We start from the raw sequence: 24,333 nt of genomic DNA, 5'->3' as shown, positions 1-24,333 counted from the left end.
GATCACTGAAAGGGAACTCAGCCCGGATTGTGCGATCTGATCAATCGCCAAACCAACCAAAATCACCAACCGGACTGAGCGATGCCGATCATAGTACCAATACCCCGTGGCGAACGACGCCTGATGCAGAAAGCTATTCATAAAACGCGTGATAAAAATCATGCCCGCAGACTCACGGCCATGCTGATGCTTCATCGGGGTGAACGGGTCAGCGATGTTGCCAGAACTCTCTGTTGTGCCCGTTCATCCGTTGGTCGCTGGATTAACTGGTTTACGCACTCAGGTATTGAAGGCCTGAAATCCTTACCCGCAGGGCGCTCCCGACGCTGGCCTTTTGAACATATCTGCACCCTGTTACGTGAGCTGATAAAGCATTCTCCCGGCGATTTTGGTTATCAACGTTCACGCTGGAGCACCGAATTACTGGCAATAAAAATCAATGAGATAACCGGTTGCCAGTTACATGCAGGAACCGTTCGCCGCTGGTTGCCATCTGCGGGGCTTGTATGGCGCAGGGCCGCGCCAACTCTGCGTATCCGTGACCCACATAAAGATGAAAAGATGGCGGTAATCCACAAAGCGCTGGATGAATGCAGCGCAGAGCATCCGGTATTTTATGAAGATGAAGTGGATATCCACCTTAATCCTAAAATCGGTGCGGACTGGCAGTTGCGCGGACAGCAGAAACGGGTAGTGACGCCGGGGCAGAACGAAAAATACTATCTGGCCGGCGCACTGCACAGTGGCACGGGTAAAGTCAGCTACGTGGGCGGCAACAGCAAAAGTTCAGCGCTGTTTATCGCTCTGCTGAAGCACCTGAAAGCCACTTACCGGCGGGCGAAAACAATCACGCTGATCGTTGATAACTACATTATCCATAAAAGCCGCGAAACACAGCGCTGGTTGAAAGCAAATCCCAAGTTCAGGGTAATTTACCAGCCGGTTTACTCGCCGTGGGTGAATCATGTGGAACGGCTATGGCAGGCACTTCATGACACGATAACCCGTAATCATCAGTGCCGCTCAATGTGGCAGTTACTGAAAAAGGTCCGCCATTTTATGGAAACCGCCAGCCCATTCCCCGGAGGAAAACATGGTCAGGCAAAAGTGGGTAATGGTGCCAACTTACTGATTTAGTGTACGATGGTGTTTTTGAGGTGCTCCCGTGGCTTCCATCTCCATCAGTTGTCCCTCCTGCTCAGCTACTGAAGGCGTGGTGCGTAACGGTAAAAGTACTGCCGGACATCAGCGCTATCTCTGCTCTCACTGCCGTAAAACATGGCAACTGCAGTTCACTTACACCGCCTCTCAGCCCGGTACACACCAGAAAATCATTGATATGGCCATGAATGGTGTTGGATGCCGGGCAACCGCCCGCATTATGGGCGTTGGCCTCAACACGATTTTACGTCACTTAAAAAACTCAGGCCGCAGTCGGTAACCTCGCGCATACAGCCGGGCAGTGATGTGATTGTCTGCGCTGAAATGGACGAACAGTGGGGCTACGTCGGTGCTAAATCACGTCAGCGCTGGCTGTTTTACGCGTATGACAGGATACGGAGGACGGTTGTGGCGCACGTCTTCGGTGAACGCACTCTGGCCACACTGGAGCGTCTTCTGAGCCTGCTGTCGGCCTTTGAGGTCGTGGTATGGATGACGGATGGCTGGCCGCTGTATGAATCCCGCCTGAAGGGAAAGCTGCACGTAATCAGCAAGCGTTACACTCAGCGAATTGAGCGGCATAACCTGAATCTGAGACAACATCTGGCAAGGCTGGGACGGAAGTCACTGTCGTTCTCAAAATCGGTGGAGCTGCATGACAAGGTCATCGGGCATTATCTGAACATAAAACACTATCAGTAAGTTGGAGTCATTACCCGTTTTCTGACAGAAATTATGGCTCACCGCTTTCATACTGGAGCTGGAGTAAAACGGTTCGCTAGTGGTCAGACAGGACCAGCATGCCATTTCTGACCACGCACACCTTTCGTCACCTGCGACTGACACATCTTGCCCGGGCGGGATGGAAGCTGCATGAGATAGCAACCTATGCTGGTCATCGTGATCTACGCACCACGCAGATATATATCCATCTTTCAGGCACTGATCTTGCGGCCAGAATGGCGATGACTGTTGCGGAGACTGACCGGAAAATCGCAGCTATCATGTTTGGCCCGGAGAGAGAGAATGACAGGCAAGCGTGATAAAGGTTTCATATACGCGCATTTTTGCCGTGCAGATTATGACCTGCACGCTGGCTTTAGTCCTGAGCAGAAAGAAGCGCTAAGTACAAGCCATAAACGCTCCCGTAACTATGGCAGGTCCGGTTCCCTCTCTTCCCTGATCACCCCCCTGCTGGATATCGCCAACACCAGTGGCACCGGCTGTAGACTTACCCGCACTGTAATTATGGCGATGCTGACTGAAATGCAAAATGTAGGGCAACCTTGCTGGAACTGGCGGAAAGACCAGTGGATCTCCCTGTTTGATAAATATCGTCGCGGTAAACCACTTATGATGGCATTTGCATATCATCTCGGTTCATTCACGTCGCCGCTTCAGATCCCTCATGAAAACACTCTGTCGCTTTACGCCAGTGCCATCTACGGCAACGCGATTTTCCGGGACCAGCTGAACCGGCTCTCGGAAGCACTGATATCACTGGGCTATTCCCCTCAGCACCTGCGGCATGCCGTTTCCTCCCCCCTGGGTCTGCTGATGCTACTCAATGATAATCCCAGGCTTGAAGAGATGACCACAGAGCTTCTCTGGCAAGCTCAGCAGTACCACGATAAGCGCGTATCAAGACACGTAGGGAAAATTTCTCATGGGCTTGCCGCACTTGGCATTATTGCAAAGCCGGTACGAATGCGTAACTACACCGAATGGCATGAGAAGCCGGTCGAAAATATCAGCCCTGAATGGGTCGCATGGTGCAGACGCTGGCGTGAGACATCTGTGCTTCGTCCCAGAACCCGTGAAAACCAGTACAGCTTTATTCTTCGCTGCGGCCTCTGGCTGGCAAAGGAGCATCCCGAGGTGAAGGTCCCGACAGACTGGTCTATTGAGACATGTGCCAGTTTTATCGCTGCTGTGGGGCGAATGAAAGTGGATGAGCTGTCTCTGGGGACTGAACATGGACTGCGGAAGTCCAAACGCTCCGGAGAGCCCATGATGCCACATTCACGTGCACATTTTATCTATTCGCTGCGACGATTTATGAGCGATTTCGAACTCTGGGGCTGGGGACGCCTTAATTTCAGCCCCGCCCGTCACCTTTTCACGCCGGATACCCCACTTTTTCGCCGTGGTGTAAATCCGAGAGTGATAGATGATCCCGTCTGGCTCAAACTCATCTGGGCCAGTCTGAACCTGCGCCACGAAGACCTGCTCAGTGAAATTCACTATCCCCTTTCCATGCTTCAGGCAATGGCTGTTATCTGGACCCATGCAGGTTTACGACAGAATGAACTCCTGCGCCTGACTACGGAATGCGTCACGCCTCAGTCAGAAGACATTATCAGGGAGGATGGTAGTGTCGTTCCTGCCGGAACACTATGTTATCTAAACGTCCCGGCAGGAAAGACATCGAAAGCATTTGTTAAACCCGTCTCTGTCATTGTAAAAAAATATGTAGACATATGGTTGAACATCCGCCCCGTGGATCAGGCAAAACTGAATGATGATCGCACCGGAGAAAAAGTCCGTTATCTCTTCCAGTATCGCGGCAAGCCGGCAGGCAGCGATGTGATTAACCGGACGGTCATCCCAGTCCTCTGCGCCAGAGCGGGGCTGCCGGTTGAAGACAGCGGAGGCGCCATAACCAGCCACCGTGGACGGGTTTCAGCCCTGACTGCGCTTGCCAGCGTACCACAGGGCATGTCGCTGTATGAACTGATGCAGTGGTCAGGTCATTCATCACCACAGTCAACCCTGCATTACATTCGCATCCGCCCTACACAGCTGGCAGCGTCATTTGTGAAGGCCGATCGGATAGCCCATATGATAAGCGTACTGGTCGATCACGATCCGGAAGCGGTCTCGCCCACTGATCCGGCGACCTATTATGACCTTGGTGAGTCCTTCTGCATGAATCCATTCTGGAGCAGTTGCCCGCACAGAATGGCCTGCATTGGTTGCGATTTTAATCTGCTGAAAGACAGTGCGCGCGGACTGATGCTGGAGAGTAAAACATCTATCAGGCGTTATCTCGAAGAGGTCCCGCTCACGCCTGATGAGAAAGCCATTGTAGAGCAGGATATTAAAAAAGTAGAACAGGCTCTTGCAAAATTAACCGGTAAATCCGGAGGATAAAATGAACCAATATGAGCAAAAAACGAAGATTGCGCACATCAGAGCATATTAACCAATAGGTTGCAGATCAAATCGCCTGTAACAGCCTTTCTGGCTGTTTGTATATAATTATGAAAAAATGGTGAGTAGAGTTTCAGGGTAACAGGGGATGCTTATGTCGGTTTTCCACAACTGGCTACTTGAGATCGCATGTGAGAATTACTTCGTCTACATCAAACGCCTTTCCGCCAACGATACCGGCGCAACAGGTGGTCACCAGGTAGGGCTTTATATCCCTTCAGGTATCGTTGAAAAACTGTTTCCGTCTATCAACCATACCCGTGAACTGAACCCTTCGGTTTTTCTCACCGCACATGTGTCATCGCATGATTGCCCAGACAGCGAAGCCCGGGCAATTTATTATAACAGCCGTCATTTTGGTAAAACCCGGAATGAAAAAAGGATTACCCGCTGGGGTAGAGGCAGCCCACTTCAGGATCCTGAAAATACAGGGGCTCTGACGCTCCTGGCTTTCAAGCTTGATGAGCAAGGGGGGGACTGTAAGGAAGTAAATATTTGGGTATGCGCCAGCACTGATGAAGAGGACGTCATTGAGACCGCTATTGGTGAAGTTATACCCGGAGCGCTTATATCCGGCCCCGCAGGACAGATTCTTGGCGGACTATCTCTACAGCAAGCGCCAGTAAATCATAAATATATTCTACCTGAAGACTGGCACCTGCGCTTTCCGTCGGGAAGTGAAATTATTCAGTATGCAGCCAGCCATTATGTGAAAAATTCCCTTGATCCGGATGAGCAACTTCTTGACCGCCGGCGCGTGGAGTACGACATATTTCTGTTGGTTGAGGAACTGCATGTTCTGGATATCATCCGAAAAGGATTTGGCTCTGTGGATGAATTTATTGCGCTGGCCAATTCTGTCAGCAATCGCCGTAAATCCAGAGCCGGGAAGTCGCTGGAACTGCACCTGGAGCATCTATTCATTGAGCACGGCCTGCGACACTTTGCGACGCAGGCCGTCACAGAAGGTAATAAAAAGCCCGATTTCCTTTTCCCTTCCGCAGGGGCTTACCACGATACTGAGTTTCCCGTAGAAAATCTGCGCATGCTGGCAGTCAAGACTACCTGTAAGGATCGCTGGCGTCAGATACTGAATGAGGCCGATAAAATTCATCAGGTGCATCTGTTTACACTCCAGGAGGGAGTTTCTCTGGCTCAATATCGGGAGATGCGGGAGTCGGGTGTCAGACTGGTCGTGCCATCATCTCTGCACAAAAAATACCCGGAGGCGGTGAGAGCTGAGCTAATGACGCTAGGCGCGTTTATTGCTGAGCTGACAGGGCTTTACGCAGATATTCCATAGATAATCTCCCGGCATAAATACCGGGAGGAGCGTTCAGATTCGTTCAACCTTGCACGAATCGGCATAAACCGCTTTCAGGATATAAGGTTCAAGCAGTTTGGCTACGGCTTCAAACACGGGCACCACTACGGAGTTACCGAACTGCCTGTACGACTGAGTGTCTGACACAGGAATGCGAAAAGGCCTGCCATCTACTTTTTCAAAACCCATAAGGCGCGCGCACTCTCGTGGAGTCAGCCTGCGGGGCCGATGCGCCTGATTTTCTTCGTTCGCGAAGTCTGTTTCACCTGTGACCATATCCCAGCCACGGTCTATCAGAATTTCAGACCCGTCTTTGTGATAGCGAGCAGAAAGCGTACGGGCAATGCTTTCTTTATTTTCAGGATTAACGAGGCCAAAACCGAATCCGTTACCCTTAGCTGCGTGCTTTTTGGCGTAGTTATAGAGATACTCCCAGAGTTTCGGCGTCAGTATATATTTGCTGTCAACCACGGGTTCCAGCAGTTCGCCAAATGACGGACGCTGTTCCGGATAAAAACGACTAATATCGCGCAGGGTAAAACCCTGGTGAATATTCAGATCACGACGGAAACCGACCAAAACGATACGTTCTCGGTGCTGAGGTAAAAAGTGCTTTCCGTCGATAACTTTAGGATCGTTTTTGCCCATCTCAGCTGCATCCGCAACTTCATAGCCCAGTTCGTCGAGGGTATCCATGATGACTTTAAAGGTTTTACCCTTGTCATGGCTCTTCAGGTTTTTAACGTTTTCAAGAACAAAGATGGCAGGTTTTTTTGCGCGGATAATACGCGCCACATCGAAGAAGAGCGTTCCCTGAGCCTCACATTCGAAACCATGCGCGCGCCCGAGCGAGTTTTTCTTGCTTACACCCGCAAGGCTGAACGGTTGACAGGGGAAACCTGCCAGAAGTACATCATGATCCGGCACATGCTCATTAATGTAAGCATAGGCATCGTTTTCAGGTACTTCAGGTTTATCACTGAGCGTGACTTCCCGAATATCGAGATTGAAAGTGTGTTCCTGAGCATCGTTAAACCAGTTAGCTTTATATGTGCGCACAGCCTCTTTATTCCATTCACTGGTAAAAACGCACTGGCCACCGATGGTTTCGAAGCCCTTCCGTATACCTCCAATGCCAGCAAACAGGTCAATAAACCGGAAGGCATAGTCAGGGTGATGAGCAGGCGCTTCCGGAAGCATTTTTCGTAGAAGTTCCTCTTCGGCTAACGTCAGCGACTTAGGTGAGCACTTACCATTAATCCAGCGATTAAGAGTCTCGCGACTCCACTCATTTTTACCAACTTTTCTAAGCAGTTCAGCCACGTACTTCTGGTCATAGATTTCCAGCACCTGCCCGAGCAGCTTTTTATCATTTTCCTGTCGCAGTTGTTCTTCCGCCTCTGCTTTCTCAAGCAGATCCTGCGCCAGTAATTCAAATTCAGACATATTGCCTCCATTGGGTCTTATGGGTGAAACTGTATCACTCATTTGACCCAGAGGAAATGTTTTTATCTGGATATTTAAACAGGGTTATTGTTAACGAAAATCAGCTTTTTGTCATTACAGGGCCAGAAAGATACTATCTGGCGGCATAAAAAGCGCCATGTCTCGCATGTCCCAACTTTAGAGGCTTCTGTTTCTCGCCAAAAAGGCGTGCTTATCAGCAGGCTCAATTGAATTGGAGATCCAAGTAGGTGAGTATTACTACTCACCTTCACTGCTAAGAAGAGTTACATCTAGACCATACGCTCAGGCCGTTTCCAGTTCAGCATCATCGTTCGACGCCCCGATATTAAGGAGCAGCCTGTCACATTCAACAATAACGTATTCCGGGATAAGATCGAATCGTGTGGGGTCTAGTTGGCAGATAAACTCGTTTTCAATATGATAGGTTTCATTCACAAACTTGCGAATGACACGGTTATCGGCCTCAGGTTCCAGTAGTCGGAACACCTGAAGTTTTTCATAGCCATTCGTGCAGCTTCGATATAACGACAGAATTTTGTCAGGATCATTCAGCAAGCTCAGCATATGGGGGTAATCAAAACCAAAAATATTTTTAGTGATTAAACTGCATCCATTAAGGAAGCTCTCCGGGTCCATCATCGGGTACCCTGTTCCTTCAATCAGAGGTAGGCGTGTGTCGATTGGTTCCTCTCGGCGGTGAAATAAGTTAGAAAGTACCTGATAAACATCACCTCGATTGTCCATGATTTCATAATGCCTGCGAAGATAAATGAGCTTGATCAGGTCATCACAGTCGGATTCGAGAACCACTTTGCAGATTTGGGCAAACGTCAGAATATCGCTTTCGCGGATAGGTAATTCAGTTATCGTGCCAGTGCTATAACGTAAATAGGATGCAGTAACCTGGTTACTAAACAACTTCTTCACCGACTTCAGAGTATCGATGATTGGCTCAACGTCATGTGTAAGCATCAGTACCGTCTGGTTTTTCAAACACTCAGATGAGTCACGGCGGAACAACATTTCCAGGATGGCAAATTTTTTGTTTTTATCAAACGAAGAGATAGGATCATCGAGAATAATCAGGTTGGGCTTACGAGCCAGGCATTCGTACATAAAAAGAACGATCGAAAAGGCATTACGCTCGCCGTAGCTCAAATGTTGGCTACCTCCACTGAGATAGTCGGTATAGTCGACATGGCGAAGCTTAAGACGGCACTGTTCTCCATCGCCAGATATATCTACCTGATAGCGGTAACCCGCATATGCCAGAAAAGTGTTGATATCCTTCTTGTGTTTCTGAATGAGCCGCTGCATGCCAGCGCGCTGCTTGTTGATTTGCCCCTGCAGCAAACCAGCCTGGGAAATGAGGCTATCTAACGAGGCGTTCAGTCTCCCAATTGTTGCAAGAGTTTTATCAGATTGCAGCTCGGAAAAATACTTCACATCCAAACGAAAAGAGGCTAAAGAGGCACGAATATTTCCGGCGTCGTTAAAAGTAAAACTGTTCAGGGTTTTTAATGTTAAGAGCATGGCCAGAAGATTTTCTGTCTGCTGCTTTACGGTAACAAGGTAGTCTTCATGCTTCTTCTCCAATCCTCCCTGTAACGTCGTTATTTCCCTCAGACGGGAGCGTGCGGCTTCGGAAAAATACTCGCCTAATTTATCAAGTACTGTGATGATACCAACCAGATTTTTGATCACTGCTTTGTCATATTCAGCGCTTACTTTGCTAATTTGTTCTGCTTTTTCGTGAGAATCACCTGTGCAGAAAGGACAGCATCCCTCAGAGAGTGAGCAGAAATTTTCATACCCTTTGGTCTGCCACTCGATCCACTCTACATTACGATGACTCTGAATAAATGGCTGATAAGGCTCTAGCCCGGAGGGAATATGCTGAAGCTTGTTACCCCCTGCCAACCCCTTCATCCCCGTAGAGGCTTTAGATAAGCCCTTGCTTGTCAGCTTGAACGCACCACTAAGCTCCTGAAGATGTGTAATAAATAGCTCAAGCTCATCATTACCACTGAATTCCTGCCGGATTGCCATTACCATCGAGTCGATCTCTCGCTCCGTTTGGTTGTAGGCTTCTGTTTTGATAAAGATGTCAAAGCTGTTACTAATCAGTTCATCAGGCTGAAATGTGAACTGAGACACGTACTTTTCATCAAAGCACATTACATCCTGAATTTGCTCTGTACCCGTTACACTGGGCTGAAAATCGTCGGGATTCACTGCTCGAAACTTAAAAGGTAGCAGACTGTTAAGACCAGCGGCATCACGAGAAACACTGTGCAAAATGGCACGTGATATGGTGCTTTTACCCGTGCCATTTGGAGCGAACTTAATGTTAAGTTTATTTTCAGAGAGTGTAATGCAAGCGTTATCTATGTTATTGCAGTATTTGATTTCAACATCCATTGAAAAATCCTTCTAACATGCTGAGCTGGAGAAGACTGCATCTTTTTATTAAACCCATAACGGTGGTCTTTTCATTTTACCATCGCATCAGGGAAGCCAAACAGATAGCTGACTACCTGCCTTGGAGGATTAATATACGAAATTATTAGTTGTGAATCTTGATATGTGGTAACAATTTCGGACGTATGCTTTTAGTTCATAGTAATCTTTTAAAGCATGCATTATTTATATTGATTTTCTATTCCACATAAATGCCTCGATGTCGGCGCGCGTGATGAACTGCCTGGAGGAGCTGGCCCCCAGGGTGGAACAGTATTCGATCGACGAGATGTTCCTTGACTTGACCGGTGTGGAGCACTGCATGGACCTGGAGGATTTCGGCCGGCAGCTGCGCCAGCACGTGTATGACTGTACCCGTCTGACCATCGACGTGGGTGCCGGACCGACGAAAACCCTCGCTAAATCAGCCCAGTGGGCCTCTAAAGAGTGGAAACAGTTTCGTGGTGTGCTCGCCCTGACCCGGGGGAATCCACAGCGAACGCGGAAACTGCTTTCACTGCAGCCGGTCGAAGAGATCTGGGGCGTGGGAAACCGTATTGCACGCAAGCTCAATGTCCTTGGCATCAGGACCGCGCTCGATCTGGCCCAGGCGAACCCGGCCTTCATCCGGAAAATTTCTCCGTCGTTCTCGAGCGAACAGTATGCGAACTGAACGGGGAAAGCTGCATGTCGCTTGAGGAAGCCCCGCCAGTGAAACAGCAGATTGTCTGCAGCCGCAGTTTTGGAGAGAAAATCACGGAGTACGATTCGCTGCGGCAGGCTGTCTGTCAGTACGCAGAGCGGGCCTCAGAAAAGCTGCGTAAAGAGCGCCAGTATTGTCGGCATATTTCCGTATTCATCAAAACGTCTCCGTTCGCCGTTAAAGAGCCTTACTACGGCAACGTGGCCACTGAGAAACTGCTTACCCCCACTCAGGACACCCGGGACATCATTGCGGCCGCCACAACGGCTCTGGAGCGCATCTGGAAGGACGGGCACCGGTATGCCAAAGCCGGTGTGATGCTGAATGACTTCACCGGCTCCGGCGTTTCGCAGCTGCAGCTGTTTGACGAACGTTCGCCACGTCCTCACCGCGCTGAGCTAATGAAGGTTCTCGATGATATTAATCATTCCGGTCTGGGACAGGTCTGGTTTACCAGCCGAGGGATTGCGCCTTCCTGGCAGATGAAACGCGATATGCTCTCCCCTGCTTACACCACCCGTTGGAAAGATATCCCCATTGCTAGGTTCAGTTAAATTCCCCTTTCAGAGAGAATCAGTAGTGCTCGCCGCAGCCGAACGACAGGGCGAAGCCCGCGAGTGAGCGAGGAAGCACCAGGGAACAAAACGAACATAATCTTCTTACGCACCGAATACAGGAATCACTGTAACAATCTTAAAATCGGTATTGTGATAAAAACAGCTGAACAGAGTGGAATCATAGTTCCAGTGAATCCGGCGTGTGGAATCGATATTCCCGGTTGGGGTTGACGGGTGAGTTCTGCCACGCAAGTAGAAGGTGGGACCGTGGTCCCAGTTATTCTGGTGTGTGGAATCCGTATTCCGGGCGGGATTAACGGGTGAGTTCTGACACGTAAGTAGGAGGTGGGACCGTGGTCCCATTAATCTGGTGTGTGGAATCCGTATTCCGGGCGGGATTAGCGGGTGAGTTTTGCCACGCAAGTAGGAGGTGGGACCGTGGTCCCAGTTAATCTGGTGTGTGGAATCAGTATTCCGGGATGGGTTACCGTCTGAGTTCTGATATGCAGGCTGAGGGGTGAACCGTGGAACTAGTTAAGAAAAAGTAGCAGAAACTAGATCTTAGATTATGGTAACAATCAGGTTGAGATAAGAAAACAGACCTTTTTAACACCACTGGTGTTATAGTGCAGAGAATAGCTGCTTCGGATGTATATATTCCGAAGCAGCATGTAACGCATTAAGGATATTTGAAATTAATGATAACGCTCGCTTGTAACATTAAACAGGCTAAACTTTTTGTAAGTCACGCAGTATGCTTTCTATCTTCTCGATACATTCGGCAGGTAAACGAGATTTATCGAGATTAAAAATCACCTTATCGCCTTTGTATAGGGCTGTCGCACCAGGTACAAATTGATGACGGGTATTAAGGTTAACTTTTTTACCTGATGGCTCTTTCAGAACATCTGTCAGTAAACCAATAACTTCCTCGGATTCAAAGATAACTCCCGCTTTCTTTTGCTCATGAAGCTGTTGTGTCCGTTGCAACAATAAAGCTTCTTTTCCCGAAAATGCTTTATACAGCGCCTCCCCAGAGCGGGCGGAAAGTTCACCAGGGTGAGTAAACAGGGCAACCACTGATTTTGGCAAATGGGCCGTGTTGATGCAACGCGTGATGATTTTACGGGAAATATTCTCAGCTTCAGCCAGAGCAGAGATATTGCCGTTAAAATCATTTTCCAACCGCTTTGCATAGCGGTTGCCCCGTTCATAAGCACTGACAGGGCGGTAATCATTACCCAGCCGTGATAAAGCCATCATCTGTTCGTCATCGAGATCCCCGACGAGAACACGATAATCCGATGATGTCAGAATGGCGGCTTTACGACGGCGACTACCATCTGCAATCTCAATGACACCTTCTACCCGTCGTCCGAACGCAGGCGTCTGCTGACCACTCAGGATGAAAGAGGGGATTAGATCATCAAGCGCGTCTTCGGTCAGTAGTTCCTGGTCTCGTTCATTACCTGACCAGACTCTCGATGCCGTTTCAACACTCTCGCCCGGGATGGCTTCCAGAATAAATTTCACTTCCCGGCCGCAAACTGGAAGCAGTATGGCATTTCCACGAGCCATGGCTCCTACACGTGCGATTAATGAATCAACCATCGGTGCAGCGGGTGCCGCTGACGGCTCAGTTTCGGGGCGAATATCTTTTATGGTATGTTTTGGAATAACTGGAGCACGTTTCATTATCTGATCTCCCAGCGAGGTTTAATCAGGCGATCAAAAATTTCATTACAAACAGGCTCCCAGATAGCCAGCGCATTTCGCCAGGCTCCTGTAGACGAGCGTTGATCGATAGCCTGCTCAAACACTGTTCTCATACGGATCTGACCTTTACCGACCTCGTCGGTCTCGCGTACAACGTTTTTCAGTACCATGCTTCCCCAGGCATCGCGGATCTGTTCTTCCATCCAGGGTGACTGCGAGCCATTGTTATTGCTGTACTTGGTCAGAAGAATTCTGACGTCAGGCTCAAAACCCTGCAGATCCACGTTTTTTAACAGATCGCGCAGCATGTCAAAAAACTGAAGGGCAGAGGTGTAATCGAATAACTCAGCTGGCGTTGGCACAATGAGTACATCCGCAGCACAAACAACATTGATGGTACCAATACCGAGGTTCGGTGCACTGTCGATAACAATGACATCATAATCATGAGCCACCGTTTCGATGGCCAGGCGAAGCATCATGTGGGGTTCTGTCGGGAGTTTTCCGTCGTCAAACCTTCCCATGAGCTCTGTTTCAATGCGGTGCAGAGCCAAGCATGACGGAATGATGTCGAGACCCGGCCAGCAGGTGGATTTGACGGCATAGGCTGCATCATCGCGCTCACCGAGATAAAAAGGCAACAGTGTGTCTTCGGCATGGATATGCAAATCAGGAACCCAACCGTGGTACATGGAGGCTGTGCCCTGAGGATCATTCCCTTCGACAAGTAGTACCCTCAGCCCTTTCAGCGCCAGATCCTGTGCCAGGTGGACAGATACCGATGTCTTATAAACCCCCCCTTTATGTGCTGCCACCGCAATAACGGGCGGAACGCTGTCATCAGGACGGCGCAAACGGGTGCCAAATACATCCCGCATATGATTGATTTGTTCAATGGTGTAGCCCACCCGCTGCTCCACCCGTCCACGCATTTCCATATCAGGATGTGGAAGGCGTCCTGCTTTTTCGGCATCACGGATTGCCTGAGAAGAAACACCAATCAGATCGGCGGCCTCACCCACACGCCAGCGACGGGTAATTTTCCTAGCTTCCGGACTATCATCGTTAAACTGTGCAATCGCGATAGCTTTCGTCATTTCATGACCAGCATTAATGCACTGGTCAAGCGTTTCCATCAGTCCCATTCTCTGTTCCTTGTTATCATCTTTGCATTAATCTATTAAATCTTGATAAAAATCGCAAAGCAACATTAAAATTGCAAACCACCTTAAAAATTGCAAAGCCGATCAAAATGTAGCCGTTTTCAGTTCAGCATCCAACTGAAAGTCTGCTGCATGCTTCAGTCAATATCATCCGCTCGCCGCAGAAAGCGTGCGCACGCAGGCGCATGCGTCGAGGAAGAGGAATTACTGCGTACTAACAAGGTGTGGCAGACGCTCTGAAGCTAACGAAGATCCAGCGGATGGTTTTGAATGGTGAGGAATTGACTACTGAATCGCCATGGGTTTAACAGACACCTCAGAGTCATTTAAGATGGCTTAAAGAGAGGTGCCCATGAGCGGTAAGCGTTATCCCGAAGAGTTTAAAACTGAAGCAGTCAAACAGGTTGTTGATCGCGGTTATTCTGTTGCCAGCGTTGCAACACGTCTCGATATCACCACCCACAGCCTTTACGCCTGGATAAAGAAGTACGGTCCGGATTCTTCCACTAATAAAGAACAGTCAGATGCTCAGGCCGAGATCCGCCGTCTCCAGAAAGAGCTGAAACGGGTTACCGACGAACGGGACATATTAAAAAACTGTCCATGGGTGAAACCCCGTCCTGAGTCTCAGAAACTCCCCGGAAAAGTTGGCAGGCTAATTTAGCGAAGGAAGCAGCCGTCGGCCTTTTGGTGGTATGACCCCGTAAAAAAACATGGTTCAGGGACTGTGGCGGATCCGGCAGTGGTGACTTTGATCCCGTTCAGGAAGGTGATTTCTCCGTCGTCCCCTCCTTCGTTCATCGAAAAATGAGCAAGGAGATTTCCATGAAAAAATCCTCCCGAATGTCTGTTATCCATCCTCATGCTGCGGGCGTTGATATTGGCGCTGAATTCCACGTAGTCGCCGTTCCACCGGATGCTGACGCCGAGCCGGTCAGAACTTTTCAAAGTTTCACTGGCGACCTTCATCGGATGTCCGACTGGCTCAAAACCTGTCACATTACGACCATTGCCATGGAGTCCACTGGCGTTTACTGGTTGCCTGCTTTTGAGATCCTTGAGGCTGCGGGTTTCAATGTGATCCTTGTTAATGCCAGAGACGCAAAAAATGTTCCCGGTCGCAAGACTGATGTCAATGACGCACAGTGGCTGCAGAAGCTGCATTCATTTGGCCTTCTTCGGGCCAGTTTCAGACCTGAACACGACATTTCCGTACTCAGGTCTTATTTGAGACAACGGGAACGCCTGACTGAATACCGGGCTGCTCATATCCAACATATGCAGAAGGCGTTGATGCAGATGAATGTTCAATTGCATCATGCCGTATCGGATATTACTGGCGTTACCGGTCTTTCAATCGTCAGAGCTATTGTCAGTGGTGAGCGCGATCCTTCAGTATTGATCCAGTATCGTGATGTCAGATGTAAAAAGACGCCAGAGGTTCTTCAACAGGCACTGACAGGGAACTGGCAGCCTGAACATCTTTTTGCACTTGAACAGTCGGTGGCATTTTTCGATTTTTACCAGGAAAAAATCCGTGAGTGTGATGATCAAATCGAAACTTCATTATTGCAGCTCAGCACCGGAACTGAAGAGCCTGAAGGAGTATTGCCCTCCGCCAGACATCGTACAAAACAGCCCAATCAGCTTTCCTTTGATGTCAGGCCATTACTCTGGAAAATTACCGGAGCAGACCTGACACAGATACATGGGTTCGGACCTTATCTGGCACTAAAATTCGTTGCCGAATGCGGTACTGACATGAATCGCTGGCCGGATGCGAGCCATTTTACCTCGTGGCTGTGTTTGTCCCCGGGGAATAAGATCTCCGGTGGAAAAGTACTGTCCTCGAAAACACGGCGTTCATCCAGTCGAATTGCTGCTGCACTAAGACTGGCAGCCACAACAATTGGCCGGAGCGATACAGCGCTGGGTGCTTTTTATCGTCGATTATCATCCCGTATCGGGAAAGCAAAAGCAGTCACTGCAACGGCAAGAAAACTGGCAATACTGTTCTACAATGCCCTTAAATACGGTCAGAAATATGTCGATCCTGGCGCGGATTATTATGAAGAGCGCTACCGTAATCGCGTACTCGACGGGCTTAAACGAAGGGCAAAATCACTGGGTTACTCTCTCCAGCAAGATCCCGAGTTATGCGTGTGAACCGGGAGTTTCTCAGTAAGCGTGCAGTGAGAACCGTATTGACGAAGTGAAGCTGGTCAGGCAGGCAGAGTAACCCGCCACGGGAGCAGAGCACCCACCCGGTTCACAGGCCAGTCGGCGATGACATCAAGTACATAATGCAGATAGCGTTCCGGATCCACGCCGTTTAATTTGCACGTCCCGATAAGACTGTACAGTGACGCACCGCGCTCACCACCATGATCCGAGCCGAAGAACAGCCAGTTTTTTCTCCCCAGACTGACCCGTCGTAGGGCGTTTTCGGCAATGTTATTATCCACCTCCACCCAGCCATCTTCTGCATAGCGGATCAGCGCCGGCCACTGGTTCAGCGCATACCCGAACGCCTTCGCCAGTTCTGAGTGCCTTGAGAGGGTTTTCTGTTTCTCCCGCAGCCACCCCTCCAGTGACGCCAGCAGCGGCAGCACTTTTTGGTGCCGGACTGCCTGCCGTTCCTCTGCTCTTTTACCTCTGATCTCCGACTCGATGGCATACAGCTCGCCGATCCGTTTCAGCGCCTCCTCCGTCAGGACTGACGGGGTACGGACGTGAACATCGTGGATTTTTCGGCGGGCATGGGCCCAGCACGCGGCTTCCTTTATATGGCCGTCGCGGTAGAGCTCGTTGAACCCGGCGTAGGCATCAGCCTGCAGTACGCCACTGAAGCCTGCAAGATGGGTCTGAGGGTGGATACCTTTTCTGTCCGGGCTGTAAGCGAACCACACTGCGGGGGCCAGCGCTGATCCGGCGTTGCGGTCGTCTCGAACGTACGTCCATAAGCGCCCGGTCTTCGTCTTCTTATTGCCCGGCAACAGCACCGGGACAGGCGTATCGTCAGCATGGAGTTTGCCGTCGGTCAGGACATAGTGCTGAAGGGCTTCATCCAGCGGTGCCAGCAGACGACAACACGCATCCACCCAGCCCGACAGTACAGAACGACTCAACACACACCCTGGCGGGCATAGATCTCCGACTGGCGATACAGCGGTGTGTGCTCTGCATACTTTGAGGTCAGCACTCGGGCCAGCAGCCCCGGTCCGGCGATCCCCCGTTCGATGGGGCGCGAAGGAGCCGGGGCCTGAACGATGCGATCGCACCGACGGCAGGCATGCTTTTCACGGACTGTCCGGATAACCCGGAAGGCGCTGCGCATCAGCTCCAGCTGTTCGGCGGCATCCTCACCCAGGTAACTCAGCGAACCACCGCACTCCGGGCAACACGGCTCAGTCGGCAGCAGCCGCTTCTCATCCCGTGGGAGTGACTCAGGGAACGGTTTGCGGGTGCGGGTCTGACGCAGCGGGCGCTGCACTGCCGGGTCATCCACCCGGCCGGTCAGCGTATCGCTTTCCTGCTGCAGCAGGTTCAGGTCAGCTTCCATTTGCGCGATACGGCGGGATACCTTTTCGGAACGACTGCCGAAGTTCATCCGGCGCAGCTTATCCAGTTGCGCCTGCAGATGGTCTATTTCGCGTTCCCGGTTGCTCAGCTTTTCCTGCAGGGCGTGGATCAACGCTTCCTGTTCGGCCAGGCGCTGTTTCAGCAGAAGGATGTCGTCAGAAGAGGTATCGTTCATAAGCCTGTATTTTACCAGGCTGATTCTGCGACAACCAGGATAAAGAGCGCTACAACATGGTCAGGGATGTCAGTAACCGCTTTGGCTGTCGCCAGTCGATACCTTCCATCAGCATCGCCAGTTGCGCCGGCGTCAGGAACACTTTGCCATCGCGGGCTGAGGGCCAGGCGAAGCGACCACGTTCCAGTCGCTTTGTCAGCAGGCACAGACCATCGCCGGTGGACCAGAGCAGTTTTACCTGACTGCCGCTGCGTCCCCGGAAGATGAAGACGTGGCCGGACATCGGGTCATCTTTCAGCGCGGTCTGCACCTTTGCGGCGAGGCCATTGAAGCCGTTGCGCATATCGGTGATACCGGCAACCAGCCAGATTTTTGTGCCTGCGGGAAGATTTATCATACCGGCCCCCGCATCAGTTCGCGCAGGACAGTGCTCATGAGTTCAGCAGAGGGATGAGTCAGTGTTATTTCTCCTCCCCGACATTTTATGTGGCAGGTAGCGGGAGGAGAGCAGGATGGTAGTTCGAAGGTTGGGAGAGAAGAGCCCGCCTGAAGCTGCACGGGTATCAGGGCAGGAAGCGACGATGAGTTTTTTCGGGGCCGACAGACCCGCCCTTCACGCTGCCAGAGCCTTATCCATTTAAAGAGCAGGTTATCATTGACGTCATGTTTCCGGGCCAGTGCGGCAATACTGCCTTCTTCTTCAAGAGCCAGCCTGACCAGTTCCATTTTGAATTCAGGGGAATAGTGTTTCCGGGGAAGTCTTTCTTTAGCGCGCATGAGGTGTCCACCTGCAAAATAAGTGGGTGCTTAAGTTACAGGATCCTGGATTCGGGACCAGACGGTACTCAGACGACGCTTACGTTTCTCAGGAAAGCCGCTGTAGATTCAATCTGTCAATGCAACACCCCTTTCAATTATCTCTTTCGGTGTTTTGAACTTCAGTGTCTTTCTCGGTCTGTTGTTTAGCTGAGCAGCAACCAGATCTAGTTCATGTTGAGTATATTGGGCAAGACATGTCTTTTTAGGAAAGTACTGCCGAATTAGCCCATTTGTGTTCTCATTTGTTCCCCGCTGCCAAGGACTCTGAGGATCGCAGAGGTAAACTTTAACGCCGGTGCTGACAGTAAATTCCAGATGTCTGGCCAGTTCCATTCCTCTGTCCCATGTCAGTGATTTTCTGAGTTCTGACGGTAAACTCAGGAATTTGTCGGTAAGAGCCTGATTTACTGAGACAGAATCTTTGCCCCTGAGTCTAAGGATGATCGTATAACGTGATTTTCGGTCTACAAGTGTGGCTATATGAGAGTTTTTTGTACCTGAGACTAAATCGCCCTCCCAATGCCCCAGAGAGCGTCTGTTATCGATATTTCGGGAACGTTCGTGAATTGGTGTTCCGTTCACTATGTTAATCGTACCTCTTTCGCCTTTGCGGGTATGACGCCTGCCATGGCGAAGGCTATGCGACCGTCGCAGATGCTGTATATTCAGGTGGTGTAGCGCTTCACGGCTACGAAAGTACAGCGTTTTATAAATTGTCTCAGGTGATATTCGCAGCGTTTTTTGACGTGGTTTTGTTCGCCTTAACCATCCTGATATTTGCTCTGGAGACCATTTCATCTCCAGCTTTTCCAGAACAAGCTTTCGCAATGGTAAATTTTGATCCAGTAAGCACGGTTTTGGCCTTTTCGCCATTCTGTTGGCTCGGTTATTAGCATCAACAGCTTTGTAATAGCGTCTGCCCCGATTACGCTGAACTTCACGTGAGATCGTCGAAGGACTGCGATTCAGCGCAGTAGCTATCGCACGAATGCTCATTTTGGCTGACAAACCAGCTCGTATCTCCTCGCGCTCAGACAGTGTCAGGTGAGCTACAGCCCGCTTACGCTCATGGGGTTTTATGCCGCCAGTATCCCTTAACATAGTGAAGATCGTTCCGGGTTTTGAACCCAGGATATTCGCTATTTCACTGAAGCCTGTTCCGTTCTTCCATAGTTCAAAAACAGAGGCTTTTTCCTCTGCTGTAAATGTTCGTCTCATTCAAAAAACCTCCGCAACCCCATGTTTTCACATAACTGTTGCGTTGACCAATTGAATCTACAGCGGCGTACTTCGCAAAGCTGTCCGACTGAGGTACGCCTTTATCCGTGACAACTCCTGTTGCTGGCGTGTTCGCCTGCTCTGTCGGGTGCTGGATGTTCATCCCAGTGGTTTTTACGCCTGGCTTCAGCAGCCGCATTCACAACGCCATCAGGCAGACCTGAGACTGACAGGACAGATTAAACAGTTCTGGCTGGAATCGGGATGCGTCTATGGTTATCGCAAAATCCATCTGGATCTGCGGGACAGCGGGCAACAGTGCGGAGTGAACCGGGTCTGGCGACTGATGAAACGTGTCGGGATAAAGGCTCAGGTCGGATACCGGAGCCCGCGGGCACGTAAAGGCGAGGCCAGTATCGTGTCGCCCAACAGGCTCCAGCGACAGTTCAATCCGGATGCTCCGGATGAGCGTTGGGTAACGGACATAACCTACATCAGGACCCACGAAGGCTGGCTGTATCTTGCCGTTGTTGTTGATCTGTTCTCACGCAAAATTATCGGCTGGTCCATGCAATCCCGGATGACAAAGGACATTGTCCTGAACGCACTGCTGATGGCTGTATGGCGGCGTAATCCCCAAAAACAGGTGCTGGTTCATTCGGATCAGGGCAGTCAGTACACAAGCCATGAGTGGCAGTCGTTCCTGAAATCACACGGCCTGGAGGGCAGCATGAGCCGTCGCGGTAACTGCCATGATAATGCGGTTGCAGAAAGCTTTTTCCAGTTGTTGAAACGCGAACGGATAAAGAAAAAGATCTACGGAACGCGGGAAGAAGCCCGCAGCGATATTTTTGATTACATCGAAATGTTTTATAACAGTAAGCGTCGGCATGGTTCTAGCGATCAGATGTCACCGACAGAATATGAAAACCAGTATTATCAACGGCTCGGAAGTGTCTAGATTTTCCGTGGCGATTCATTCTTCTCGGCTGACTCAGTCATTTCATTTCTTCATGTTTGAGCCGATTTTTTCTCCCGTAAATGCCTTGAATCAGCCTATTTAGACCGTTTCTTCGCCATTTAAGGCGTTATCCCCAGTTTTTAGTGAGATCTCTCCCACTGACGTATCATTTGGTCCGCCCGAAACAGGTTGGCCAGCGTGAATAACATCGCCAGTTGGTTATCGTTTTTCAGCAACCCCTTGTATCTGGCTTTCACGAAGCCGAACTGTCGCTTGATGATGCGAAATGGGTGCTCCACCCTGGCCCGGATGCTGGCTTTCATGTATTCGATGTTGATGGCCGTTTTGTTCTTGCGTGGATGCTGTTTCAAGGTTCTTACCTTGCCGGGGCGCTCGGCGATCAGCCAGTCCACATCCACCTCGGCCAGCTCCTCGCGCTGTGGCGCCACTTGGTAGCCGGCATCGGCTGAGACAAATTGCTCCTCTCCATGCAGCAGATTACCCGGCTGATTGAGGTCATGCTCGTTGGCCGCGGTAGTGACCAGGCTGTGGGTCAGGCCACTCTTGGCATCGACCAAGGTGCCTTGAGTCATCATGACGCCTGCTTCGGCCAGCCAGCGATTGATGGTCTTGAACAATTGGCGGGCCAGTTGATGCTGCTCCAGCAGGTGGCGGAAATTCATGATGGTGGTGCGGTCCGGCAAGGCGCTATCCAGGGATAACCGGGCAAACAGACGCATGGAGGCGATTTCGTACAGAGCATCTTCCATCGCGCCATCGCTCAGGTTGTACCAATGCTGCATGCAGTGAATGCGTAGCATGGTTTCCAGCGGATAAGGTCGCCGGCCATTACCAGCCTTGGGGTAAAACGGCTCGATGACTTCCACCATGTTTTGCCATGGCAGAATCTGCTCCATGCGGGACAAGAAAATCTCTTTTCTGGTCTGACGGCGCTTACTGCTGAATTCACTGTCGGCGAAGGTAAGTTGATGACTCATAATGAACCCTGTTCCATGGCTCCAGATGACAAACATGATCTCATATCAGGGACTTGTTCGCACCTTCCCTAGATACCGCAGAAGAGCTGTTTCGGCAAAAATACTGTAATAGGACTAGGCCGCTTTACATAAGCGGTACGGCTTTACTGGATCAGTCTAAACCTGTTTTATTCATCATTTACTTCGAACAATTCTTCAATAGATTTTGTCGGGTAAAAGAGCGAGTTACAGTTTTCTTCCTTTAACTGAATGAAACCCAGTCGAAGGTAGAATTTTTTGGCGTTGTCGTTCAGCGCTTCCACGAACATTCCGTGTATACCCACAGCCTGCGAGGCCTGATACACGACTTTCATCGCATGGGTAACAAGTGTTTCTCCATATCCCTGGTGGTGAATGCTTTTATCAATTGCCAGACGGCCCAAAGTCACGCTCGGCACATTCTTGTAGGGTACACGCTTTTGTTGTGTTTTGCTGGGTAGAAGTATTTTCTCAAAGCAACTTCCTGATAGCGTGTAGTACCCCATCACACGCGGTTTATTCTCTCTCGTCACGAGAACATAACCACGTAAGATCTTACTGTTATGCTGCCGTTTCAGATGGTCAGTAAGAAAAGTATTCAGATACTCTTCTCCACAATCGAAGTTGCTTAATTCATATTCAACTTCCTCTGAAAAAATCTCAATCCTTAAACCCTCCATTTATTACTCCAGTTCCCGGAGACGGTTAGCGGCGCGTTTCAGCCGGTCATTCGGTGCTGGCGGATTAATGATTGCATCCATAACCAGGTTCCAAGACTCCTCATTGAGGAGCAGACGACGGTGCTGGTCAATAACTTCTGCAGCGCGTTCTGAGGCGGTACTGACCATGAACTGCGAAATTGACTGGTTAGTCATTGCTGCAGCTTCTTCGATCATGTGTTTGTCGTCTTCATTTAATCTCAGGTCAATGCGCTGCTTTTTCAGTGCTGACATGGTTTCTCTCCCAGGCCACTCTTTAATCTGAGAGAGCGGACAGTTTTGTTGAGTTCGGGACTTAAGGCGATAGCATGTACGGATGTATACCGTACAATTATAATAGAGTTATGGTATGCATGTTTCAACCACTAGTTGGCTGTGGATCCGGGTACAGCACGTAAAGGTGTAGAGAAAAACTTCTCGATGTTGATCGGTCAGGCTCAAATTACCGTTGCTGTGTCTGATCGGAAGAAACCAGAATCAAACTGTACTATGTAACCTCCGTATCATGGCTCTGAGAGAAGTGCAGTTTTGACATAGTCTGTATTGAGAAATGAATAGATCAGTGCTCGCCGCAGTCCGGTGACCGGGCTTATGCCCGCGAACCGGCGAGGAAGCGCAATAGCACAGATGCTGGCAGGAGCAGGTACGCGTTGTTGCCGGTATGAAAAGGGATCATTAATGAACAGTCTGAATTACCTTGTCGGTCAGCAGGTTATCCACATATACAGTCATTCGATCCAGTAATAAGATCCTTAAAGCGATCCCTGTAAGATCCAAAGAAGATCCCGACACCTCTGAAGGCCGCGTCAGGACTGAGCCTGGAGCATGATCACATAAGCTGTAGCATGTTAATCATAAGCTGTAACTGGTAGACAATAAGCTGTATTATGCAACGGATATGCTGTAATAAGCGATTGATATAAACTACAGTGAGTATGTCACCTGAAAGTTCATCAGGGCTGTGCATAAACTGAAGCCAGTTGTCTGGCGTTTTACAGGCCATAACATGAGAACAGTGGCTGCTTTTATTCTAAAACAATCCACCGATCGGGGGGCTCTCTGGACAAGGACAATCTGGACTTAAAAAAGTTGTTTGAAGAGGTGGATAAATCCTCCGGTGAAGTCGTAAATCTCACTCCTAATGCCAGTAATACAGTGCAGCCAGTGGCACTGATGCGGCTCGGAGTGTTTGTCCCTACTCTCAAATCACTGAAAAACAGTAAAAAGAACACGCTTTCGCGTACTGATGCGACGGAAGAACTGACGCGTCTATCTCTCGCCAGAGCCGAAGGGTTTGATAAGGTGGAGATCACCGGTCCCCGCCTGGATATGGATAATGACTTCAAGACCTGGGTAGGGGTGATCCATTCCTTTGCACGCCATAAGGTTATCGGCGATAAGGTTGAACTGCCGTTTGTTGAGTTCGCCAAACTCTGTGGGATCCCCTCCAGTCAGTCATCACGCAAGCTCCGGGAGCGTATCAGCCCCTCGCTAAAACGTATCGCGGGTACCGTGATCTCGTTTTCCCGCACGACCGAAAGTCACACCAAAGAGTACATCACACACCTGGTGCAGTCGGCCTACTATGATACGGAGAAGGATATCGTCCAGTTGCAGGCCGATCCGCGCCTCTTTGAACTCTACCAGTTTGACCGGAAAGTGTTACTGCAGCTCAAGGCCATCAATGCCCTGAAACGCCGGGAGTCCGCCCAGGCCCTTTATACCTTTATAGAGAGTCTGCCCCGGGATCCGGCACCGATATCTCTGGCGCGTCTGCGGGCCCGCCTGAACCTGAAATCCCCTGTGTTCTCGCAGAACCAGACGGTGAGGCGTGCCATGGAGCAGCTCCGGGAGATTGGCTATCTGGATTACACGGAGATCCAGCGGGGACGCACTAAACTCTTCTGCATTCATTACCGGCGGCCCAAGTTAAAACCACCGCATGATGAGAGTGCTGAGAACCCTCAACTGCCAGCCGCACCGGGTGATGTGAGTCCGGAGATGGCTGAGAAATTGGCGCTTTTAGAGAAACTTGGCATCACGCTCGATGACCTGGAAAAACTCTTCAAATCCCGCTGA

16 protein-coding genes and 5 pseudogenes are annotated in these 24,333 nt (G+C 50.1%); 10 read left to right on the top strand and 11 right to left on the bottom strand.

The features are described from left to right. Window positions 1-81: 81 nt before the first annotated feature. The 5 genes and pseudogenes from LY264_RS24780 (at window position 82) to LY264_RS24760 (ending at window position 5,677) form a co-directional block, all read left to right on the top strand. Window positions 82-1,137 (top strand): IS630-like element ISEc33 family transposase, encoded by a 1,056-nt coding sequence (locus LY264_RS24780; protein ID WP_249457704.1) that lies wholly within the window; start codon window positions 82-84, stop codon window positions 1,135-1,137. A gap of 28 nt (window positions 1,138-1,165) precedes the next feature. Continuing rightward, window positions 1,166-1,863, top strand: a protein-coding gene (locus LY264_RS24775; RefSeq protein WP_223216367.1) for an IS1 family transposase whose coding sequence is annotated in 2 segments (ribosomal slippage) — window positions 1,166-1,415 and window positions 1,415-1,863 — 699 coding nt in all. Because the reading frame shifts where the segments join, the coding sequence is not laid out codon by codon here. A gap of 20 nt (window positions 1,864-1,883) precedes the next feature. Then, window positions 1,884-2,204, top strand: a pseudogene (locus tag LY264_RS24770) (tyrosine-type recombinase/integrase); the annotation flags it as partial. Continuing rightward, the gene (locus LY264_RS24765; RefSeq protein WP_022652239.1) at window positions 2,188-4,314 is read left to right on the top strand and encodes a tyrosine-type recombinase/integrase; all 2,127 of its coding nucleotides are present in this window, start codon (window positions 2,188-2,190) and stop codon (window positions 4,312-4,314) included. The pseudogene LY264_RS24770 and the gene LY264_RS24765, both read left to right, overlap by 17 nt. Before the next feature lie 154 nt (window positions 4,315-4,468). Continuing rightward, entirely contained in the window at window positions 4,469-5,677 is a 1,209-nt protein-coding gene (locus tag LY264_RS24760; RefSeq protein ID WP_032430834.1) for a type II restriction endonuclease, read from the top strand. Between the two features lie 33 nt (window positions 5,678-5,710). On the opposite strand, the gene LY264_RS24755 is transcribed toward LY264_RS24760, so the two are convergent. After that, a complete protein-coding gene (locus LY264_RS24755) occupies window positions 5,711-7,144 on the bottom strand; it encodes a DNA cytosine methyltransferase (protein WP_022652237.1) in 1,434 nt (477 codons plus the stop codon). A gap of 303 nt (window positions 7,145-7,447) precedes the next feature. Continuing rightward, entirely contained in the window at window positions 7,448-9,586 is a 2,139-nt protein-coding gene (locus LY264_RS24750) for a hypothetical protein (protein WP_022652236.1), read from the bottom strand. Between the two features lie 241 nt (window positions 9,587-9,827). Here LY264_RS24750 and umuC point away from each other — a divergent pair. Then, window positions 9,828-10,882 (top strand): annotated as a pseudogene (umuC, locus tag LY264_RS24745) (translesion error-prone DNA polymerase V subunit UmuC); the annotation flags it as partial. A gap of 732 nt (window positions 10,883-11,614) precedes the next feature. Here the strand turns inward: umuC and LY264_RS24740 are convergent. Together LY264_RS24740 and sopA are read right to left on the bottom strand one after the other, a co-directional pair. After that, the gene (locus tag LY264_RS24740; RefSeq protein WP_022652318.1) at window positions 11,615-12,580 is read right to left on the bottom strand and encodes a ParB/RepB/Spo0J family plasmid partition protein; all 966 of its coding nucleotides are present in this window, start codon (window positions 12,578-12,580) and stop codon (window positions 11,615-11,617) included. Beyond that, window positions 12,580-13,746 carry a plasmid-partitioning protein SopA gene (sopA, locus tag LY264_RS24735; RefSeq protein ID WP_022652317.1) on the bottom strand — a complete coding sequence of 389 codons (1,167 nt, stop codon included), beginning with the start codon at window positions 13,744-13,746 and terminating at the stop codon, window positions 12,580-12,582. Before sopA ends, LY264_RS24740 begins: the two co-directional genes overlap by 1 nt. A 370-nt stretch (window positions 13,747-14,116) precedes the next feature. On the opposite strand from sopA, the pseudogene LY264_RS24730 reads away from it, so the two are divergent. Together LY264_RS24730 and LY264_RS24725 are read left to right on the top strand one after the other, a co-directional pair. After that, window positions 14,117-14,359 (top strand): annotated as a pseudogene (locus LY264_RS24730) (transposase); the annotation flags it as partial. 230 nt (window positions 14,360-14,589) lie between these two features. Further along, complete coding sequence (locus tag LY264_RS24725) at window positions 14,590-15,930, top strand: IS110 family RNA-guided transposase (protein WP_008786676.1); 1,341 nt, start codon at window positions 14,590-14,592, stop codon at window positions 15,928-15,930. A 56-nt stretch (window positions 15,931-15,986) separates the two neighbouring features. On the opposite strand, the pseudogene tnpC reads toward LY264_RS24725, so the two are convergent. The 4 genes and pseudogenes from tnpC to LY264_RS24710 form a co-directional block, all read right to left on the bottom strand. After that, window positions 15,987-17,521 (bottom strand): annotated as a pseudogene (gene tnpC / locus LY264_RS24720) (IS66 family transposase). Between the two features lie 49 nt (window positions 17,522-17,570). Then, on the bottom strand, window positions 17,571-17,918 hold the full coding sequence (tnpB, locus tag LY264_RS24715) for an IS66 family insertion sequence element accessory protein TnpB (protein WP_000609174.1): 348 nt from the start codon (window positions 17,916-17,918) through the stop codon (window positions 17,571-17,573). After that, the gene (locus tag LY264_RS26035) at window positions 17,915-18,247 is read right to left on the bottom strand and encodes a transposase (protein ID WP_050586387.1); all 333 of its coding nucleotides are present in this window, start codon (window positions 18,245-18,247) and stop codon (window positions 17,915-17,917) included. Before LY264_RS26035 ends, tnpB begins: the two co-directional genes overlap by 4 nt. 159 nt (window positions 18,248-18,406) lie before the next feature. Then, the gene (locus LY264_RS24710; protein WP_022652315.1) at window positions 18,407-19,558 is read right to left on the bottom strand and encodes an IS30-like element IS30 family transposase; all 1,152 of its coding nucleotides are present in this window, start codon (window positions 19,556-19,558) and stop codon (window positions 18,407-18,409) included. 67 nt (window positions 19,559-19,625) lie between these two features. Here LY264_RS24710 and LY264_RS24705 point away from each other — a divergent pair. Beyond that, a pseudogene (locus tag LY264_RS24705) lies at window positions 19,626-20,519 on the top strand (IS3 family transposase); the annotation flags it as partial. A gap of 140 nt (window positions 20,520-20,659) precedes the next feature. Here LY264_RS24705 and LY264_RS24700 read toward each other — a convergent pair. The 3 genes from LY264_RS24700 to LY264_RS24690 all read right to left on the bottom strand — a co-directional run bounded on the left by LY264_RS24700 (window position 20,660) and on the right by LY264_RS24690 (window position 22,488). Continuing rightward, on the bottom strand, window positions 20,660-21,517 hold the full coding sequence (locus LY264_RS24700) for an IS5 family transposase (protein WP_022652314.1): 858 nt from the start codon (window positions 21,515-21,517) through the stop codon (window positions 20,660-20,662). Window positions 21,518-21,684: 167 nt separating this feature from the next. Beyond that, entirely contained in the window at window positions 21,685-22,215 is a 531-nt protein-coding gene (locus LY264_RS24695) for a GNAT family N-acetyltransferase (RefSeq protein WP_022652313.1), read from the bottom strand. A gap of 3 nt (window positions 22,216-22,218) precedes the next feature. Further along, window positions 22,219-22,488 (bottom strand): type II toxin-antitoxin system TacA family antitoxin, encoded by a 270-nt coding sequence (locus LY264_RS24690; protein WP_022652312.1) that lies wholly within the window; start codon window positions 22,486-22,488, stop codon window positions 22,219-22,221. Between the two features lie 855 nt (window positions 22,489-23,343). Between LY264_RS24690 and LY264_RS24685 the strand changes: the two genes are divergently transcribed. After that, the gene (locus LY264_RS24685; protein WP_022652311.1) at window positions 23,344-24,333 is read left to right on the top strand and encodes a RepB family plasmid replication initiator protein; all 990 of its coding nucleotides are present in this window, start codon (window positions 23,344-23,346) and stop codon (window positions 24,331-24,333) included.

This window comes from Citrobacter portucalensis (assembly GCF_023374935.1).
GTDB lineage: Bacteria > Pseudomonadota > Gammaproteobacteria > Enterobacterales > Enterobacteriaceae > Citrobacter > Citrobacter portucalensis.
The sequence above is the reverse complement of the archived record's forward strand: the minus strand, read 5'-3'. Positions and strand labels throughout refer to the sequence as shown.

What these genes read in the sequence shown, in the direction of transcription:
- LY264_RS24740 (WP_022652318.1), bottom strand. Translation starts at nt 12,580, where the DNA reads ATGAAACGTGCTCCAGTTATTCCAAAACATACCATAAAAGATATTCGC.
- LY264_RS24710 (WP_022652315.1), bottom strand. Translation starts at nt 19,558, where the DNA reads ATGAGACGAACATTTACAGCAGAGGAAAAAGCCTCTGTTTTTGAACTA.
- LY264_RS24780 (WP_249457704.1), top strand. Translation starts at nt 82, where the DNA reads ATGCCGATCATAGTACCAATACCCCGTGGCGAACGACGCCTGATGCAG.
- LY264_RS24700 (WP_022652314.1), bottom strand. Translation starts at nt 21,517, where the DNA reads ATGAGTCATCAACTTACCTTCGCCGACAGTGAATTCAGCAGTAAGCGC.
- LY264_RS26035 (WP_050586387.1), bottom strand. Translation starts at nt 18,247, where the DNA reads ATGGAACTGGTCAGGCTGGCTCTTGAAGAAGAAGGCAGTATTGCCGCA.
- LY264_RS24755 (WP_022652237.1), bottom strand. Translation starts at nt 7,144, where the DNA reads ATGTCTGAATTTGAATTACTGGCGCAGGATCTGCTTGAGAAAGCAGAG.
- tnpB (WP_000609174.1), bottom strand. Translation starts at nt 17,918, where the DNA reads ATGATAAATCTTCCCGCAGGCACAAAAATCTGGCTGGTTGCCGGTATC.
- LY264_RS24695 (WP_022652313.1), bottom strand. Translation starts at nt 22,215, where the DNA reads ATGGAGGGTTTAAGGATTGAGATTTTTTCAGAGGAAGTTGAATATGAA.
- sopA (WP_022652317.1), bottom strand. Translation starts at nt 13,746, where the DNA reads ATGGGACTGATGGAAACGCTTGACCAGTGCATTAATGCTGGTCATGAA.
- LY264_RS24725 (WP_008786676.1), top strand. Translation starts at nt 14,590, where the DNA reads ATGAAAAAATCCTCCCGAATGTCTGTTATCCATCCTCATGCTGCGGGC.
- LY264_RS24760 (WP_032430834.1), top strand. Translation starts at nt 4,469, where the DNA reads ATGTCGGTTTTCCACAACTGGCTACTTGAGATCGCATGTGAGAATTAC.
- LY264_RS24750 (WP_022652236.1), bottom strand. Translation starts at nt 9,586, where the DNA reads ATGGATGTTGAAATCAAATACTGCAATAACATAGATAACGCTTGCATT.
- LY264_RS24690 (WP_022652312.1), bottom strand. Translation starts at nt 22,488, where the DNA reads ATGTCAGCACTGAAAAAGCAGCGCATTGACCTGAGATTAAATGAAGAC.
- LY264_RS24765 (WP_022652239.1), top strand. Translation starts at nt 2,188, where the DNA reads ATGACAGGCAAGCGTGATAAAGGTTTCATATACGCGCATTTTTGCCGT.